Source organism: Aliiroseovarius pelagivivens (assembly GCF_900302485.1).
Classification (GTDB): Bacteria; Pseudomonadota; Alphaproteobacteria; order Rhodobacterales; family Rhodobacteraceae; genus Aliiroseovarius; species Aliiroseovarius pelagivivens.
The window spans coordinates 161,095-177,157 of record NZ_OMOI01000001.1 but is presented as its reverse complement, the minus strand read 5'-3'; the positions used below and the strand labels follow the sequence as shown (position 1 = coordinate 177,157).

Here is a 16,063-nt window from a genome sequence, read left to right as displayed (position 1 = left end):
CCTTTTCTTTTTGGATGCTGGCGGGGCTTATTTGCCCAAGCACCAACGCATCACGGCCTTCTGGGCGTGCAGCCGGTTCTCGGCCTCGTCAAAGATCACCGATTGCGGGCCATCCATGATCGAGTTCGTCACTTCCTCTTCCCGGTGCGCCGGCAAGCAATGCATGAATAGAGCATCGGGTTTGGCGTGCGCCATCAGTTCGTCATTGATCTGATAGGGGCGCAGCAGGTTGTGGCGGCGTTCGCGCGCCGAGGGCGCGTCGTGCATCGAGACCCACGTGTCCGCCACCAGCAGGTCCGCACCTTCCACGGCTTTCACCGGATCGCGCACGATTTCGACATTCACACCTTTGGCGCGGGCCTCTTCGACAAAACCCATTTCAGGGTCCAGCGGTTCCGGACCAGTGAAGGTCAAGTCAAAGCCGAACTTGCCCGCAGCATGTAGGAACGAGGCACAGACATTGTTGCCGTCACCTGCCCAAACCACTTTCTTGCCTTCGATCGAACCGCGATGTTCTTCGTAGGTCAGAATATCGGCCATGATCTGGCACGGGTGCGAGCGGTTGGTCAGCCCGTTGATCACCGGCACGTCGGCGTGCTCGGCCATCTCAAGCAGCGTGGCTTCTTCGAAGGTCCGGATCATGATCATGTCGACATAGCGCGACAGTACCTTGGCCGTATCGGCGACGGTTTCGCCGTGCCCCAACTGCATTTCAGAGCCAGACAGAACCATCGTCTGCCCGCCCATCTGGCGCACGCCCACGTCAAAGCTGACGCGCGTCCGGGTCGAGGGCTTTTCAAAGATCAGCGCCACCATGTGGCCGTCCAGCGGCTTTTCATCATCCAGTGCACCCTTGGTCTTACCCGCGCGTGCGGCCTTGATCCGGTGGGCTTCGGACATGATGCTTTTCAGGTCGCTCGTATCGGTGGCGTTGATGTCAAGGAAATGTGTCATGCGCTCTGGCCCTCCACAGCCTTGGCAGCGGTTTCAAGGCGGGTCAGCGCCTCGGAAATGTCTTCGTCTTCGATGGTCAGCGCGGGCAGGATGCGCAGCACGTTGTCACCTGCAGGGACGCACAGCAGGTTCGCGTCATAGCATTTCGCCAGCACATCCATGTTGGTCGCCTTGCATTTGAGACCCAGCATCAAGCCCGACCCACGCACGCCTTCAAAGACATCGGGATGTTCGGCAACGAGGCCTTCCAATTTCTGACGGAACAGACCCGCTTTGCGGCTGACCTCGGCAAGGAACGCAGGGTCGGCGACGATCTCGGTCACTTTCGAGCCGACTGCACAAGCCAGAGGGTTGCCGCCATAGGTGGACCCGTGGGTGCCTGCGACCATGCCGGAAGCGGCGTCCTCGGTCGCCAAAACAGCGCCCAGGGGGAAACCGCCGCCAATGCCTTTGGCGACCATCATGATGTCAGGCGTGACGCCCGAAAACTCGTGCGCGAACAGCTTGCCGGTCCGACCCATGCCACACTGCACTTCGTCAAAGATCAACAACGCGCCCGCATCGTCACAGGCCGCACGGATGGCTTTCAGTTCGTCGTCCGGAACGGGGCGAATACCGCCCTCGCCCTGAACGGGTTCGATGATCACGGCGGCCACGTCACCTTCGGCCAGTTCATTGGTCAGACCATCAAGGTCTCCGAACGGCAGATGCGTGAAACCGGGCAGAAGCGGACCGAAACCTGCGGTCAGCTTTTCGCCACCCGCAGCCGCGATCCCTGCGGACGAGCGGCCATGGAACGAGCCATCAAAACCGATGATCCGCGCACGCTCTTCACCTTTGTCCGACCAGTATTTCCGCGCCATTTTCACGGCGAGCTCACACGCCTCGGTGCCCGAGTTGGTAAAGAACACAGTGTCCGCAAAGGTCAGGTCAACCAGCTGATCCGCCAGCGCTTGCTGTTGCGGGATCTTATAGAGGTTCGACACATGCCAAAGCTTTGCGCCCTGTTCAGCCAGAACCTCGACCAATGCAGGATGGGCATGGCCCAGCGCGTTCACCGCGATGCCCGCGCCGAGATCCAGGTATCGCTCGCCCCCATCCGTGACAAGCCAGCTGCCCTGGCCACGCTCGAAGGCGAGGTCTACACGGTTATAGGTCGGCAGAAGCGACGGGATCATGGTCGTATCCTTTACAAAAAAGAAGCCTTTGGGTGCCGGATGGCGGGCCTCAAGTCAACAATTTCCAGATGGTTTTGGGTGGGTTTGCGCAAACGGAGCGCAGGATCAAACGGGGACGGACGTCAGGCGCGGGTGCGTCGGCGTCGAATGTCAGCGATATGTGTGCGTTTGATCATGCGGGCCAGATAGGGGATCGCGCCCTTGCTGTCCAGCCTTTTCAATCCGAATGTCCCCGCGTAGGAGGGATGTATGGAAACGCGCAACTCCCCCCTTGCTGCTGTCGGCTTCATGCTGGTGGCCACCGTGTTTATCGCGGGAACGACGCTGATGGCGAAGCTGGCGGGGAAAGACCTGTTGGGCGAGCCCTTGCATCCCTTCCAGATCACACACGGACGGTTCACCTTTGCGTTTCTGGCGATTGGGACATTTGCCCTGATCCGGCGTTTGCGCATCACGCGGCCCAACTTGAAGCTTCACGTCGCACGTTCAGCGGCGGGGTTCACGGGCGTGACCCTGATGTTTGCCGCGGCAACCTTGATCCCGCTGGCAGACGCGACCGCGATCAGCTTTCTGAACCCAGTGTTCGCCATGCTGTTGGCCATCCCCCTTCTGGGCGAGCGTGTCGGCCCCTGGCGCTGGCTTTCCGTCGCGATGGCGCTGGTGGGCGCGCTGATCCTGATCCGCCCCGGCGCATCCAGTTTTGACCCGGCAGCGATGCTGGCGCTTGGGGCCGCGGCGCTTTTGGGGCTCGAGACCATTTTCATCAAACGCCTTGCCGGGCGCGAGGCACCCCTACAGATCCTTGTCATCAACAACGCCATCGGGTTGGTCATCGCTTCTTGCGCTGTGTTGTTCGTTTGGCAGTCCCCGACGCCCGCGCAATGGGGCGTGTTGGCGGCGCTCGGGTTCATGATGGCCTCGGCGCAGGCGTGTTACGTGCAGGCGATCCGGCGCGCGGACGCAAGCTTTGTCGTGCCGTTCTCTTATGCCACGCTGATCTTCGCCGCACTGTACGATTTTGGGCTGTTTGGCGTGACGCCAGGTTGGGTCAGCGCGCTTGGGGCAGGCATTATCGTGGCCGGCGGCGCAATTCTTGCGTGGCGCGAGGGTCGGCAAGCCAAGTAAACCAGCTTCTTGGCTTGTATCCGCCGCGCGGGTGATTAGTATAGGGGCTTGTGAATTCAAAGGGGCAGAGTCCGATTGCGACTTACCCCAAGCAGACGGGAAAAAAGCATGTCCTGGACCGACGAGCGCGTAGAAATCCTGAAGAAGATGTGGGGCGAGGGTCAATCGGCCTCGGTCATCGCGAAGGAACTTGGTGGTGTGACCCGCAATGCGGTCATCGGCAAGGTGCATCGTCTGGGTCTGTCCAACCGCTCGAGCGGTGGCAGCAAAGCCCCTGCAGGCGACAAGGCAACGGCCAAGACAGCCGCCAAGCCCAAGGCCGCAGCGAAGCCAAAGGCAGCTCCGAAGAAGGCGGCCGAACCTGCGCCGAAACCTGCAGCAGCTCCGGCAGCTGAAGCAAAGCCCGTATCACCGGCGCGCAAGGCGATCATTCCGGCAGGCCAACCCCTGCCCCCGCAGCCCTCGGCCAACGAAATCAGCCCTGAAGCGCTGGCCAAAGTCAGCGAAGTCGAGAAAGGCGCCAAGCGTCTGAACCTGATGGAACTGACCGAGAAGACCTGCAAATGGCCCGTGGGCGACCCGGCCACCGATGACTTCTGGTTCTGCGGTCTGGGCGTACAGCAAGGCAAACCCTATTGCGAGGCCCATGTGGGCGTGGCGTTCCAGCCCATGTCCTCGCGCCGCGATCGTAAGCGGTAAGCGACCTCGACACAGTTTTTCGAAAGCGCGTCCCACCGGGCGCGCTTTTGCATTCCGACCCCGCGCCCTTCCCATAACGTCCAGCTTTAGCTATACGGCCCGCCATGACAAATCCTGCAAATCCGCCCAACCTGCGTCCCGACCTTGCTCCGAAAGCCCGTTTTACGGACCCCGTCCGCAAAGGTCAGCCCACCGTGGGCATGGTCAGCCTTGGCTGTCCCAAGGCGCTGGTCGACAGCGAACGCATCCTGACGCGCCTGCGCGCCGAGGGCTATGCGATCAGCCCCGATTATTCCGGTGCGGATGCGGTGATTGTGAACACTTGCGGATTTCTGGATAGCGCCAAGGCCGAAAGCCTTGAAGCAATCGGGGAAGCCCTAAACGAAAACGGCAAAGTGATCGTCACCGGCTGTCTGGGCGCAGAGGAAGATTACATCCGCGGCACCCATCCCAGCGTGTTGGCCGTCACCGGTCCGCATCAGTACGAACAGGTTCTGGACGCCGTGCATGGCGCCGTGCCGCCCAGCCCCGACCCGTTCATCGACCTTCTGCCCTCCACAGGCGTCAGCCTGACCCCGCGCCACTACAGCTATCTGAAGATCTCGGAAGGCTGTAACCACAAGTGCAAGTTCTGCATCATCCCCGACATGCGCGGGAAACTGGCCAGCCGTCCGGCCCACGCGGTCATCCGCGAGGCTGGCAAGCTGGTAGACGCCGGTGTGAAAGAACTGCTGGTGATTTCGCAAGACACCTCGGCCTATGGCGTCGACATCAAACACGCGCAAGAACGTGGGCATCGCGCGCATATCACCGATCTGGCGCGTGATCTTGGTGCGCTCGGCGCGGGCAAGGACCTGTGGGTCCGCCTACACTATGTCTATCCCTATCCTCATGTGCGCAATCTGATCCCGCTGATGGCCGAAGGGCTGATCCTGCCCTATCTGGACATCCCGTTCCAGCACGCCCACCCGGATACGCTGAAACGTATGGCCCGCCCGGCGGCTGCGTCCAAAACACTGGACGAGATCTCTGCGTGGCGCGCGGACTGCCCGGACATCACCCTGCGCTCGACCTTCATCGTCGGCTACCCCGGCGAAACCGAAGAAGAGTTCCAGACCCTCTTGGACTGGATGGACGAGGCGCAACTGGATCGCGTCGGCTGCTTCCAATATGAAAATGTTGACGGCGCACGCTCGAACGACCTGCCCGACCACGTCCCCGCCGAGGTCAAGCAGGACCGCTGGGACCGCTTCATGGAAAAGGCGCAGGCGATTTCCGAAGCCAAGCTGGCGGCGAAAGTCGGTCAGGTGATGGACGTGATCGTCGACGATATCGACGAAGATGGCATCGCCACCTGCCGCACCAAGGCCGATGCGCCCGAGATCGACGGCAACCTGTTCATCGACGACGGCACCGAGGGGCTGAGCGTCGGGGATATCGTGTCTGTCGAGGTCGACGAGGCGGGCGAGTATGATTTGTGGGGCGCAATCAAGCGACAATCGTAACGGCAAGGGTTGCCCCGACGAAGCTCTCGGCTAAGTTGGTGCTGGACACACTCGGAGCATTTTCCAAATGAAGCTACTTAACGGAATGGCATTGGCCCTCACTCTGGCGGCATTTGCTGGATGCAAATCAACCAATGACCTGCAAAGTCAGTTTGTTCTGAAGACCTCCACCGCGGCGGCATGCGGCCCGGCAGCGGCTGCACGGGTCGAGCGTGAACTGGCCGCCGTCGAAACGCTGCGCCGTGGCTATGACCGCTTCGAGATCCTAAGCAGCTCTTCGGCCAACAACACCCGTGCAACTGTATTGAACTCGACCGACGCGGACGCATATGACGACGCCAACGTGTACGGCAACACGGCCAATGGCGTCACAGTCGCCTATTTTGGAAATCAAAAGGTTCATTTGACCGGCGCGCATGAGACAAACTTGTATGTCCACATGTTTAAGCCCCGTGACCGCGGCTATAAGACCGCAATCGACGCCAAAGAGGTGCTGGGGGACGATTGGAAGGCAGTTGCCACACGGGGTATCCATTCCTGCAACTGACCCCACGTGCACTGACTGCTTGATCTTGGACTGATCCAAAACACGCCTCGTCCCGTATTCGTCTTCATAAAGGAGGTGATATACATGAGGTTTCCCACATCTCTTCTTCTGGCGATGGCGCTCATGCTCTCCCCAGCCTATGCACAGGAACAAAGCATCGAGGATGTGATCTCGTCCCAGATCGACGCGTTCGGGGCGCAGGATGCGGACAAGGCATTTTCCTATGCCTCGCCGACGATCCAAAGCCTGTTTGGCACGCCCGAAGCTTTCGGCATGATGGTGCAGAACGGCTATCCCATGGTGCAGAATCCGGCCGAGCTTGAGTATGTCGACCAGATCACGAACGGCAGCTATACGCTGCAGCGCCTGCGCATTCAGGATCAGTCCGGTCAGGATCACTGGTTCGCATACGAAATGATCGTCATCGACGGCGATTGGCGGATCAACGGCGTCTATCGCATCGGCCCTATCGGCCTCAGCGCATAGGTTGACAGAAGCTCCCGTTTAACGAGAGTCAGCAACATATTGCATTATTCGCTTGCTATGTTGACCCGATAGTCTATCCGAATGGCCTGAAACCACAAAAGCAGGCCCATGACAGAGCTTTCACAGATACCGCTGCCAGAACACGATGAGACCTCAGCACGCGACTGGGTCAGAACACTTGCTAAGTATCGCGAACCAAGCACGCTTCGCAGCATCTTCGAGCTGGCGGTCAGCGCGGTTCCCTTCCTGCTTCTCTGGGCCCTTGCATGGTACTGCCTGTCAATCAGCCCATGGCTGAGCCTTGGCATCGCACTGTTCAACGCGGCTTTTCTTTTGCGCCTGTTTGCCATCCAGCATGATTGCGGACACGGTTCGGTCTTCAAAAGCCGGACAGTCAGCGACTGGGTTGGCCGGGCGATCGGTGTCCTCACGTTGACGCCCTATGACGTTTGGAAACGCACCCACTCGATTCACCACAACTCGGCCGGCAATCTTGGCAAGCGCGGGATCGGGGACATCATGACCCTGACCGTTGCCGAATATAATGCGCTGTCGCCGATGCGTCAGTTTCAGTACCGGCTGTATCGCAACCCGATCACTCTGTTCGGCTTTGCGCCCGGTTACCTGTTCCTACTGCAAAACCGCCTTCCGTTCGGATTGATGAACGCCGCGCGGTATTGGATCAGCGCCATGGGAACAAACCTTGTCATCGTCGCAGCGCTGGTAGTGATCTGGTATTTCGGAGGGCTGATGCCCGTCCTGCTGATCTTCCTGCCCACCACGTTGCTGGCTGCCACCGCTGGCATGTGGCTGTTCTATATCCAACACCAGTTCGAAGAGACGCACTGGAAGGCCGAAGAGGATTGGCAGCTACACGATGCGGCACTGCACGGCAGCTCGCACTATGTGATGCCCGCCATCCTGCAGTGGTTCAGCGCGAATATCGGCATTCACCATGTGCATCACCTGCACAGCCGTATCCCGTTCTACCGCCTGACTGAGGTGCTGAAGGAAAACGAATATCTGGCGACGATTAATCGCATGACGATCCGCGAAAGTCTGGCCAGTGCACGGCTGCACCTGTGGGACGAGAAAAGCAAAAAGCTGATGTCTTTCTCACAAGCACAGCAGCTTTACGGTTAATACCCGCGCGGGATACTGAACAGTACCCAACCATCAATACGGGCGACCTCGGTGCCGCCTGTATCGACTTGGAACACGCCCAGACCCTCATAGTCTTCGGGGCAGCCGACCAAGTGGGCCGTGTGGTCCAGATAGTTGATGGTCAGCTCGTTCTCACCCAGCTTTTCGCATTCATCCGCAGGCGAGCGATATCCGCCCATCAGCGGTAAGTCCGTGACGTTGGTCGTTGGCGTAGTGGTCGGGTTTGTCACCTCGCACCCAGCCAGAAGACCTACAAGCGCGACAGGGGCGATCATGGGGGCAAAGAGTTTCATCACTGCTCTCCTTCTGTTTGAGAAAAGCATATCACAGGTCGCGCGTGTCGGGCGAACATTTCACAGAAGCAACAAAAAGGGCGCGGGATTGCCGCGCCCTTCGTTCTGTTCTGTCTGCGAGGCTTAAACCTCTTGCAGCGCTTTCACCGTGATCTCGCGTTCACCGCGGGTTTTCATGGCACGGGCAGCAGCGTGGCTGCCGGCCAGAGTGGTGTAGTATGGGATCTTGTCCATCAAAGCGACGTTGCGCATCTGGCGGCTGTCATTGACCGACTGAGCACCCTCGGTCGTGTTCATGACCAGATGCACTTCGCCATCTTTCATGATGTCGATGATCGAGCGGCCCGGCTCGTAAGCCTTGGCGACCACGTCGGTCTCGACCGCGTTCTCGGCAAGGAACTTGGCGGTGCCCGACGTCGCAATGATGCGGAAGCCCTGTTCGACCAGCATCTGAGCGGTTTCGACCAGTTGCGGGGTCTTGTCGCCATCCTTGATCGACAGGAACACTGTGCCTTCGGTCGGCAGCATGGTGCCAGCGCCCAGCTGGGCCTTCAGGAAGGCCATGGCGAAATCCTTGTCCGCGCCCATGACTTCGCCGGTCGACCGCATTTCCGGGCCTAGGATCGTGTCCACACCGGGGAAGCGTGCGAAGGGCAGTACGGCCTCTTTCACTGCGTAGGTGTCGATCTCGGGGTTAACCAGATCGAAGGCGTCCAGCTTTTCACCCGCCATGACGCGCGCAGCGATCGAGGCGATGGGCGACAGAACCGCCTTCGCCACGAACGGCACAGTACGCGAAGCGCGAGGGTTAACCTCGATCAGATAGATCTCGTCGTCTTTCACGGCAAACTGCACGTTCATCAGGCCAACCACGTTCAGTGCCAGTGCAAGTTGGTGCGACTGGTGACGCAGCCGGGCAATGATGTCGGCAGACAGGCTGTAGGGCGGCAACGAGCAGCCACTGTCGCCCGAGTGAACGCCAGCCTCTTCAATGTGCTGCATGATGCCCGCGACATGCACGGTTTCGCCGTCGCAAAGCGCATCCACGTCAACCTCGATCGCGCCAGCCAGATAGCTGTCGAGCAGAACAGGGCTGTCGCCCGACACCACGACGGCCTCAGCGATGTAGCGTTTCAGCTGGCTCATGTCGCGCACGATCTCCATCGCGCGGCCACCCAGAACGTAAGACGGGCGGATCACCAGCGGGAAGCCGATGTCTTCGGCAATTTCAAGCGCTTGCTCGTCGGTCGAAGCAATGCCGTTCTTCGGTTGCAATAGACCCAGCTGGTTTACCAGCGCCTGGAAACGTTCGCGATCTTCCGCAAGGTCGATGGCGTCCGGCGTGGTGCCAAGGATCGGAATACCTTCTGCTTCCAGCGCATTGGCCAGCTTCAGTGGGGTCTGACCGCCGAACTGAACAATGACGCCATGCAGCGTGCCGTTGTCCTGTTCGACACGCAGAATTTCCATCACGTGTTCGAACGTCAGCGGTTCGAAATACAGACGGTCCGACGTGTCATAGTCGGTCGACACCGTTTCCGGGTTACAGTTGACCATGATGGTTTCATAGCCAGCATCCGTCAGCGCGAAACAGGCGTGACAGCAGCAGTAATCGAACTCGATCCCCTGCCCGATCCGGTTCGGACCACCGCCCAAAATAACGACTTTCTTACGGTCGGACGGGCGAGCTTCGCATTCCACCTCGCCCATCATCGGGGCTTCATAGGTCGAATACATGTAAGGCGTTTGCGCTTCAAATTCAGCGGCGCAGGTGTCGATGCGCTTGAATACGGCGTTCACGCCAGCATTCCGGCGCGTGTCGCGCACGTCTTTTTCAGTGCGACCGCTGAGCGTGGCCAGACGGGCGTCCGTAAAGCCCATCATCTTAAGCTTACGCAGCCCAGCCTCGTCTTGCGACAGACCGTTTTCGCGAACCTCAGCTTCAGCGTCCACGATTTCGCGGATGCGATCCAGGAACCACGGGTCGAACGCCGTCACGCGCTGGATGTCGGAATTCGACATGCCGTGGCGCATGGCCTGTGCGATCTTCAGGATGCGGTCAGGACGTTGTTCCGAGATGGCTTTGATGATGGCGGGCTCTTCGGGCGCACCTTCAATCTCGATCTCGTCAAAGCCGGTCAGACCGGTTTCCATCGAGGCCAGAGCCTTCTGCATCGATTCGTGGATGGTGCGGCCGATCGACATGACCTCGCCCACGGATTTCATCGCGGTGGTCAGTTCGGGCTTGGCTCCGGGAAATTTCTCGAAGGCGAAACGCGGGATCTTGGTGACGACATAGTCGATGGTCGGCTCGAACGAGGCGGGCGTGACCTTGGTGATGTCGTTGTCCAGCTCGTCCAGCGTATAGCCCACGGCCAGTTTCGCGGCGATCTTGGCAATTGGGAAACCGGTGGCTTTCGAGGCCAGCGCCGACGAACGCGACACGCGCGGGTTCATTTCGATGACGACCATACGACCGTCGGCAGGGTTCACAGCCCACTGCACGTTCGATCCGCCAGTTTCCACACCGATCTCGCGCAGCACGTTGATCGAGTGGGTGCGCATCAGTTGGAATTCTTTATCGGTCAGGGTCAGCGCAGGCGCGACAGTGATCGAGTCGCCCGTGTGCACACCCATCGGATCGATGTTTTCGATGGAACACACGATGATGGCGTTGTCGGCGGTGTCACGCACGACCTCCATCTCGAATTCTTTCCAACCCAAAAGGCTTTCGTCGATCAGGATCTGATTGACGGGCGAAGCGTCTAGGCCGGTGCCGCAATAGTGTTCGTATTCTTCGCGGTTATACGCCACGCCACCGCCAGTGCCACCCATGGTGAAAGCGGGGCGGATGATGGCGGGCAGGCCGATATCGTCCAACGCGTCCATGCATTCTTCCATCGTGGTTGCGATGGTGGCACGGGGATTTTCGATGCCCAGACGGTCCATCGCTTCGCGGAACAGCTTGCGGTCTTCAGCCATCTCGATGGCGTCGCGCTTGGCGCCGATCAGTTCCACATTGTACTTGTCCAGCACTCCCAGATCGTCCAGTTCCAGCGCGGTGTTCAGACCCGTCTGACCACCCATCGTGGGCAGCAGCGCGTCGGGGCGCTCTTTCTCGATGATCTTGGCGACGACTTCGGCGGTGATCGGCTCGATATACGTGGCATCAGCCAGACCTGGGTCGGTCATGATCGTCGCCGGGTTCGAGTTCACCAGAATGACGCGGTAGCCTTCTTCGCGCAGCGCTTTACAAGCTTGCGCACCCGAGTAGTCAAACTCGCAGGCCTGCCCAATAATAATGGGCCCCGCGCCGATGATCATGATCGAGTTGATATCGGTTCTTTTCGGCATGGTAACCCCCATCGGCAGACTGGATCGCGTTACGGATTCTCACCCGCAAGCAAATTGTCGTGGGTTATAGACATGAGGGGGGTTTCTGCAAGCCCTGTTTACGGATTCATCCGCGATGCCTGCGCACCGTTAGCAAAAGTGAGAGCATCACGGCCACGATCAGGGCCAGATGCAGGTAGACCTCGCCATAACCGGCAAGCGAGGTGTCCAGCAGGTACAAATAGATGGGCAAGCTTGTGACCAGCATACTGCACAGCAAAACAAGGCGGACCCATCGGCTCGGAGAAAGACCGAGCAAGATCATCGCCAGTATCGCTGGCAACATCAGGTAGTGGAGCCACGACAAGGATGCGGTTGTCACGACCAACACAAAAAGAAGCGTAAACCGGGCCCACAAACGGATCTGCGGAAGAACCGGGTGGGTGTACCACCAGATTGCAAGCAGACCTGCAGCCAGAATGGCTCGGTTGCTCGCTGCCAGCCAAGCGGGTTTGTCCACCAGATCAGGGCGTTCAATCAGCCACTGCACCTCGCCATTCGCGGCTTGCCCGATGTGGTAAAGCACCGTTTCAATCCCGATACCCAGCCTGCTGATAGAGATTTGCGACGACAGATTCCCAATGCGTTCAAGCAAAGCCTGATGCATCGGCCAGCCCGCGACGATCACAGACAATCCCGCCAACAGCGCCCCTGCCACCACAAATGCACCCAGCGCACGCCACCGTCGCTCCATGACGAACAGCACCACCAGCATCGCAGGCATCAGCTTTATCGCCGCCGCCAATGCCAGCACGGATCCTGCCGAGATGTCTTTGTCGAGACTTAGCAGGTACAGGCAAAGCATCAGCAGAAACGAGACCAGAATTTGGGGTTGCCCCAGCTGAAAAGAAATCGAGCCGAAGGACGTGTATCCAGCCAGAAGAACCCCGATCAGGCAGAATGGCGCAAAGGGAATCACCCGTGTGCCTGCTGTGGTCGCGAATTGGCGGGCCATTTTATATGCCATCAGGATCATCCCGATGATCGCCGCCAGAAAGCCAAGCAGGAAGGTGTTCGCGAAGCTTGCAAAGGACACCGCACTGGCCCACGGACCCAAAACTGCCGCCCAGAGCGGCGGGTAGACATAGGCTGGCAACAGGTTCGCGTCATACCCCTGCGCACGGGCCAGTTCACGCCACTCGGGATGTGCCCGGTCCCAGAATGCCTGACCGTCCGGTGCGTAAACCAAGTCATAGGCGCCGGCGTCAAAGAAATAGGCCGCAAAATAAACCGCTGACAGATCAACCGGCCAGTTGCCCCAATAGCTGTGAAGCGTCACAGCGACGAACACTCCTAGGATGACAATGCTCAGGACTTTGTCCTTACGATCCGTCATTGGTTTTGCCTTTCGGGCTGGCTGGCTCCGAAAAGAACTGTCGCGAAGATCGCAAGGCTGATCGCGGTATAGAGGAAGGATTGCAGCAAGAAGGTCTGCGCGAACTCAACCAGTTGCAGATAAAGCGGCAAGGCATAGCCAATGGCCGCCCCTGCAATCAAGATCGCCCCCCATCCGCAGTTCGACCGCTCAAGCACCCCCGGCAAGAGCATGAGAGGTAAAATCATATAGTGCAGCCACCCCAGCGGGCTGGTGAGCAGAAGCAGAAGCGCGACCAGCGACAGACGCGACCAGATACGAAAACGCGGATCAGCCGACCGGGTGCACACATAGATCACAACCAATCCACCCAGCAAAAGTGCGCGCGTGGCCCATGTCACCCAAGCTGGCTCGGGCAGCATGTCGGGCTTGTAGACCGCCAACGAGAACGCTCCGCGCGTCAGGTGATCAAGCTGAAGCAGGCCCAGTTCAAGGCTGAGATTCAGACGCGAGACCAGCACCTGACCGTCGATCTGCGACAGTTTAGTTAAGAACAGGTCGTGCAGCGGCCAGCCCATCGTCAGAATTGACATCGCGGCAAGGACACCGCCGATGACAACAAAGCTTCCAGCGGCTTTCCAGTTTCGCTCCATGATGAAAATCACCACGAAAAGTGCCGGAGCCAGTTTGATCGAGGCCGCAAGCGCAAGCCACCCGCCAGCACGCATCGGGCGATTTTTGGCAAGATCCGCAAACGCCAAAAGCGTCAGAAAGGACACGAAGATCTGTGGTTGCCCAAGGTGAAGTGCCAGCCGGGACACGGTGCTGGTCAGAAGTATGGCCGACAAGATCAGCACCCAATGCAGGACTGCAATCCGCTTGGGCGCCAACAGGTCATACCCGATCCGAACCATCGCCAAAAGCGCCGCTACATTTGCCAGAAGCATTGCATGTGCGGCCTGCCGGAAATCCAGCAGCGATGACAGCCATGACAATGGCACCACCCAAAGCGGAGGATAGATATACGGCGTCACAATGCGGGCGGGTTGTTTGTACAGCTCGCTGGCGGCATCTGCTTTAGCCCGCCAATCAGGTGGTGGCACATCCCAGAAAAATGTCTCGCTTTGGGGATAGATCGCGGCAACAGCACCTTCGCCATAAAACTGCCCAGCAAAGTACAGCGCCGAGAAATCTGGCGGGAAGCGCCCCCAGTGCATCACAACAAGCGCAACACCCAAAACCAGCAAAACGGTATAAGCCTGCCGCGATCCAGCGGATGTGTTTGCGTGATCAAATTGCCCGACCATTCGGTCTTTGCCTCTAAACCTCTGCCCACCTGTTGGTGGGGATCAATAGAGGTTTTCTAGCCAGCGGCACAGCCAACGCCAAGAAAATTGCACCTTGTAGGGTCTCTTTTGCGCCATTGGTGTTGCTGCGGCTTGACTTTGCCTGCCAAGGCAGGTGTATCGGCCCGAGATTATAGAACCGCTCGTGGGAGCCTGACATGCACGCCTATCGCAGCCACACCTGTGCTGAACTGAACAAATCCAACGTCGGTGAGACCGTCCGCCTTTCGGGCTGGGTCCATCGTGTCCGCGACCATGGCGGCATCCTGTTCATCGACCTGCGCGACCATTACGGCGTGACGCAGGTACTTTGTGACCCTGACAGCCCGGTCTTCGCCGAGATGGAGAAAGTCCGCGCGGAATGGTGCATTCGCATCGACGGCAACGTGAAAGCGCGTGACGAAGATCTGGTGAACCCGAAAATCCCGACCGGCGAAGTCGAAGTCTTCGTACGTGATCTGGAAGTTCTGGGCGCCGCGGAAGAACTGCCGCTGATGGTTTTTGGCGATCAGGAATACCCGGAAGAGACACGCCTGAAATACCGCTTCCTCGATCTGCGCCGCGAGGTCATGCAAGAGAACATGAAGCTGCGTTCGGACGTTGTGACGTCGATGCGCAAGCGTATGTGGGATCAGGGCTTCCGCGAATACCAGACCCCGATCATCACGGCCTCTAGCCCTGAAGGTGCGCGTGACTTCCTTGTGCCGTCGCGCCTGCACCCGGGCAAATTCTATGCGCTGCCGCAGGCCCCTCAGCAGTTCAAACAGCTGATGATGGTCGCGGGCTTCGACAAATATTTCCAGATCGCGCCGTGCTTCCGTGATGAAGACCCGCGCGCAGACCGTTCGCCCACCGACTTCTATCAGCTTGATATGGAGATGAGCTTCGTCACCCAGCAGGACGTGTTCGACACGATCGAGCCGGTTCTGCGCGGCGTCTTTGAAGAATTTGGCGGCGACCGCAAGGTCGACCAGACATGGGAACAGATCTCGTATGCCGTCTTCTGCTTGAAAAAAAAAACCGACAAGCCGGACCTGCGCAACCCGATCAAGATGCAGATCGTGTCAGAGCACTTCCGCGGGTCGGGCTTCGCGATCTTCGCCAAACTGCTCGAGCAGGACGGAACCGAGATCCGCGCCATTCCCGCCCCGAAAGGTGGCTCGCGCAAGTTCTGCGACCGGATGAACAAATTCGCGCAGCAAGAAGGTCTGCCCGGCATGGGCTATATCTTCTGGCGCGAGAAAACCGCAGATGCCGTGGCACAAGAGCTGGGCATCACGGTGAAAGAAGCCCAAGCCAAGCTGAAATCGGGCGAAGTGGAAGGTGGCATGGAAGCCGCAGGTCCGCTGGCCAAGAACATCGGCCCCGAGCGCACCGAAGCAATCCGCCAGCAACTGGGTCTGAACGTCGGCGACGCAGCCTTCTTCCTTGGTGGCAAGCCGAAAGCCTTTGAAGGTGTCGCTGGCCGTGCCCGCACAACCATCGGCGACGAGCTGGGCCTGACCGATCAAAACCGCTTCGCCTTCGCATGGATCGTCGATTTCCCGATCTTCCAGCTGGACGAAGAAAACGGTGGCCTTGATTTCGACCACAACCCGTTCTCGATGCCGCAAGGCGGTCTGGACGCGCTTCTGGGCGATCCGCTGCACGTCAAAGGCTTCCAGTATGACCTGGCCTGCAACGGATACGAACTGTTGTCGGGTGCGATCCGGAACCACCAGCCCGAGATCATGTTCAAGGCCTTTGAACTTGCCGGCTATGGCAAGAACGAAGTCATCAAACGCTTTGGTGGCATGGTCAACGCCTTCCAGTACGGCGCGCCCCCGCACGGTGGCTGTGCCGCTGGTGTCGATCGCATCGTGATGCTGCTGGCCGATCAGGAAAACATCCGCGAAGTAGTGATGTTCCCGATGAACCAGCGCGCTGAAGATCTGATGATGAACGCGCCTTCCGAGCCGCTGAATGAACAGCTGCGCGAATTGCACTTGCGGGTCATTCCGCAAGAGTGATCTTGCCTACTGTCATCGCATAACAATAATTCCCCTGGCACAATCAGGC

13 protein-coding genes are annotated in these 16,063 nt (G+C 59.1%); 7 read left to right on the top strand and 6 right to left on the bottom strand.

Features of this window, described 5'->3' with window-relative positions:
* Positions 1–27 precede the first annotated feature (27 nt).
* Together argF and ALP8811_RS00880 are read right to left on the bottom strand one after the other, a co-directional pair.
* Positions 28–954 (bottom strand): ornithine carbamoyltransferase, encoded by a 927-nt coding sequence (gene argF, locus ALP8811_RS00885; RefSeq protein WP_108855318.1) that lies wholly within the window; start codon positions 952–954, stop codon positions 28–30.
* On the bottom strand, positions 951–2,132 hold the full coding sequence (locus ALP8811_RS00880; protein ID WP_108855317.1) for an aspartate aminotransferase family protein: 1,182 nt from the start codon (positions 2,130–2,132) through the stop codon (positions 951–953). Before ALP8811_RS00880 ends, argF begins: the two co-directional genes overlap by 4 nt.
* A gap of 249 nt (positions 2,133–2,381) precedes the next feature.
* Here ALP8811_RS00880 and ALP8811_RS00875 point away from each other — a divergent pair, with 249 nt between their 5' ends.
* The 6 genes from ALP8811_RS00875 to ALP8811_RS00850 all read left to right on the top strand — a co-directional run bounded on the left by ALP8811_RS00875 (position 2,382) and on the right by ALP8811_RS00850 (position 7,637).
* Positions 2,382–3,257 carry a DMT family transporter gene (locus tag ALP8811_RS00875; protein WP_108855316.1) on the top strand — a complete coding sequence of 292 codons (876 nt, stop codon included), beginning with the start codon at positions 2,382–2,384 and terminating at the stop codon, positions 3,255–3,257.
* Positions 3,258–3,365: 108 nt separating this feature from the next.
* Positions 3,366–3,956, top strand: coding sequence for a GcrA family cell cycle regulator (locus ALP8811_RS00870; RefSeq protein ID WP_108855315.1), 591 nt, complete (start codon positions 3,366–3,368; stop codon positions 3,954–3,956).
* A 104-nt stretch (positions 3,957–4,060) separates the two neighbouring features.
* A complete protein-coding gene (gene rimO / locus ALP8811_RS00865; RefSeq protein WP_108855314.1) occupies positions 4,061–5,461 on the top strand; it encodes a 30S ribosomal protein S12 methylthiotransferase RimO in 1,401 nt (466 codons plus the stop codon).
* A gap of 67 nt (positions 5,462–5,528) precedes the next feature.
* On the top strand, positions 5,529–6,008 hold the full coding sequence (locus tag ALP8811_RS00860; RefSeq protein ID WP_146183970.1) for a hypothetical protein: 480 nt from the start codon (positions 5,529–5,531) through the stop codon (positions 6,006–6,008).
* A gap of 84 nt (positions 6,009–6,092) precedes the next feature.
* Complete coding sequence (locus tag ALP8811_RS00855; RefSeq protein ID WP_108855312.1) at positions 6,093–6,494, top strand: DUF4864 domain-containing protein; 402 nt, start codon at positions 6,093–6,095, stop codon at positions 6,492–6,494.
* Positions 6,495–6,602: 108 nt separating this feature from the next.
* Positions 6,603–7,637: a fatty acid desaturase gene (locus ALP8811_RS00850; RefSeq protein WP_108855311.1), complete on the top strand. Its 1,035-nt coding sequence runs from the start codon at positions 6,603–6,605 to the stop codon at positions 7,635–7,637.
* Here ALP8811_RS00850 and ALP8811_RS00845 read toward each other — a convergent pair.
* From ALP8811_RS00845 to ALP8811_RS00830, 4 genes are all read right to left on the bottom strand, one after another.
* Positions 7,634–7,951: a hypothetical protein gene (locus ALP8811_RS00845; protein WP_245924479.1), complete on the bottom strand. Its 318-nt coding sequence runs from the start codon at positions 7,949–7,951 to the stop codon at positions 7,634–7,636. The genes ALP8811_RS00850 and ALP8811_RS00845 overlap by 4 nt on opposite strands.
* Positions 7,952–8,074: 123 nt before the next feature.
* Positions 8,075–11,305, bottom strand: coding sequence for a carbamoyl-phosphate synthase large subunit (gene carB, locus ALP8811_RS00840; protein WP_108855310.1), 3,231 nt, complete (start codon positions 11,303–11,305; stop codon positions 8,075–8,077).
* Between the two features lie 106 nt (positions 11,306–11,411).
* Positions 11,412–12,680 (bottom strand): glycosyltransferase family 87 protein, encoded by a 1,269-nt coding sequence (locus tag ALP8811_RS00835; protein ID WP_108855309.1) that lies wholly within the window; start codon positions 12,678–12,680, stop codon positions 11,412–11,414.
* The gene (locus ALP8811_RS00830) at positions 12,677–13,966 is read right to left on the bottom strand and encodes a glycosyltransferase family 87 protein (protein ID WP_108855308.1); all 1,290 of its coding nucleotides are present in this window, start codon (positions 13,964–13,966) and stop codon (positions 12,677–12,679) included. The genes ALP8811_RS00835 and ALP8811_RS00830 overlap by 4 nt, the downstream gene beginning before the upstream one ends.
* A 197-nt stretch (positions 13,967–14,163) precedes the next feature.
* Here ALP8811_RS00830 and aspS point away from each other — a divergent pair, with 197 nt between their 5' ends.
* Positions 14,164–16,014 carry an aspartate--tRNA ligase gene (gene aspS / locus ALP8811_RS16575; protein WP_108855307.1) on the top strand — a complete coding sequence of 617 codons (1,851 nt, stop codon included), beginning with the start codon at positions 14,164–14,166 and terminating at the stop codon, positions 16,012–16,014.
* Positions 16,015–16,063: the final 49 nt, after the last annotated feature.

What these genes read in the sequence shown, in the direction of transcription:
- argF (WP_108855318.1), bottom strand. Translation starts at nt 954, where the DNA reads ATGACACATTTCCTTGACATCAACGCCACCGATACGAGCGACCTGAAA.
- ALP8811_RS00880 (WP_108855317.1), bottom strand. Translation starts at nt 2,132, where the DNA reads ATGATCCCGTCGCTTCTGCCGACCTATAACCGTGTAGACCTCGCCTTC.
- ALP8811_RS00875 (WP_108855316.1), top strand. Translation starts at nt 2,382, where the DNA reads ATGGAAACGCGCAACTCCCCCCTTGCTGCTGTCGGCTTCATGCTGGTG.
- ALP8811_RS00870 (WP_108855315.1), top strand. Translation starts at nt 3,366, where the DNA reads ATGTCCTGGACCGACGAGCGCGTAGAAATCCTGAAGAAGATGTGGGGC.
- rimO (WP_108855314.1), top strand. Translation starts at nt 4,061, where the DNA reads ATGACAAATCCTGCAAATCCGCCCAACCTGCGTCCCGACCTTGCTCCG.
- ALP8811_RS00860 (WP_146183970.1), top strand. Translation starts at nt 5,529, where the DNA reads ATGAAGCTACTTAACGGAATGGCATTGGCCCTCACTCTGGCGGCATTT.
- ALP8811_RS00855 (WP_108855312.1), top strand. Translation starts at nt 6,093, where the DNA reads ATGAGGTTTCCCACATCTCTTCTTCTGGCGATGGCGCTCATGCTCTCC.
- ALP8811_RS00850 (WP_108855311.1), top strand. Translation starts at nt 6,603, where the DNA reads ATGACAGAGCTTTCACAGATACCGCTGCCAGAACACGATGAGACCTCA.
- ALP8811_RS00845 (WP_245924479.1), bottom strand. Translation starts at nt 7,951, where the DNA reads ATGAAACTCTTTGCCCCCATGATCGCCCCTGTCGCGCTTGTAGGTCTT.
- carB (WP_108855310.1), bottom strand. Translation starts at nt 11,305, where the DNA reads ATGCCGAAAAGAACCGATATCAACTCGATCATGATCATCGGCGCGGGG.
- ALP8811_RS00835 (WP_108855309.1), bottom strand. Translation starts at nt 12,680, where the DNA reads ATGACGGATCGTAAGGACAAAGTCCTGAGCATTGTCATCCTAGGAGTG.
- ALP8811_RS00830 (WP_108855308.1), bottom strand. Translation starts at nt 13,966, where the DNA reads ATGGTCGGGCAATTTGATCACGCAAACACATCCGCTGGATCGCGGCAG.
- aspS (WP_108855307.1), top strand. Translation starts at nt 14,164, where the DNA reads ATGCACGCCTATCGCAGCCACACCTGTGCTGAACTGAACAAATCCAAC.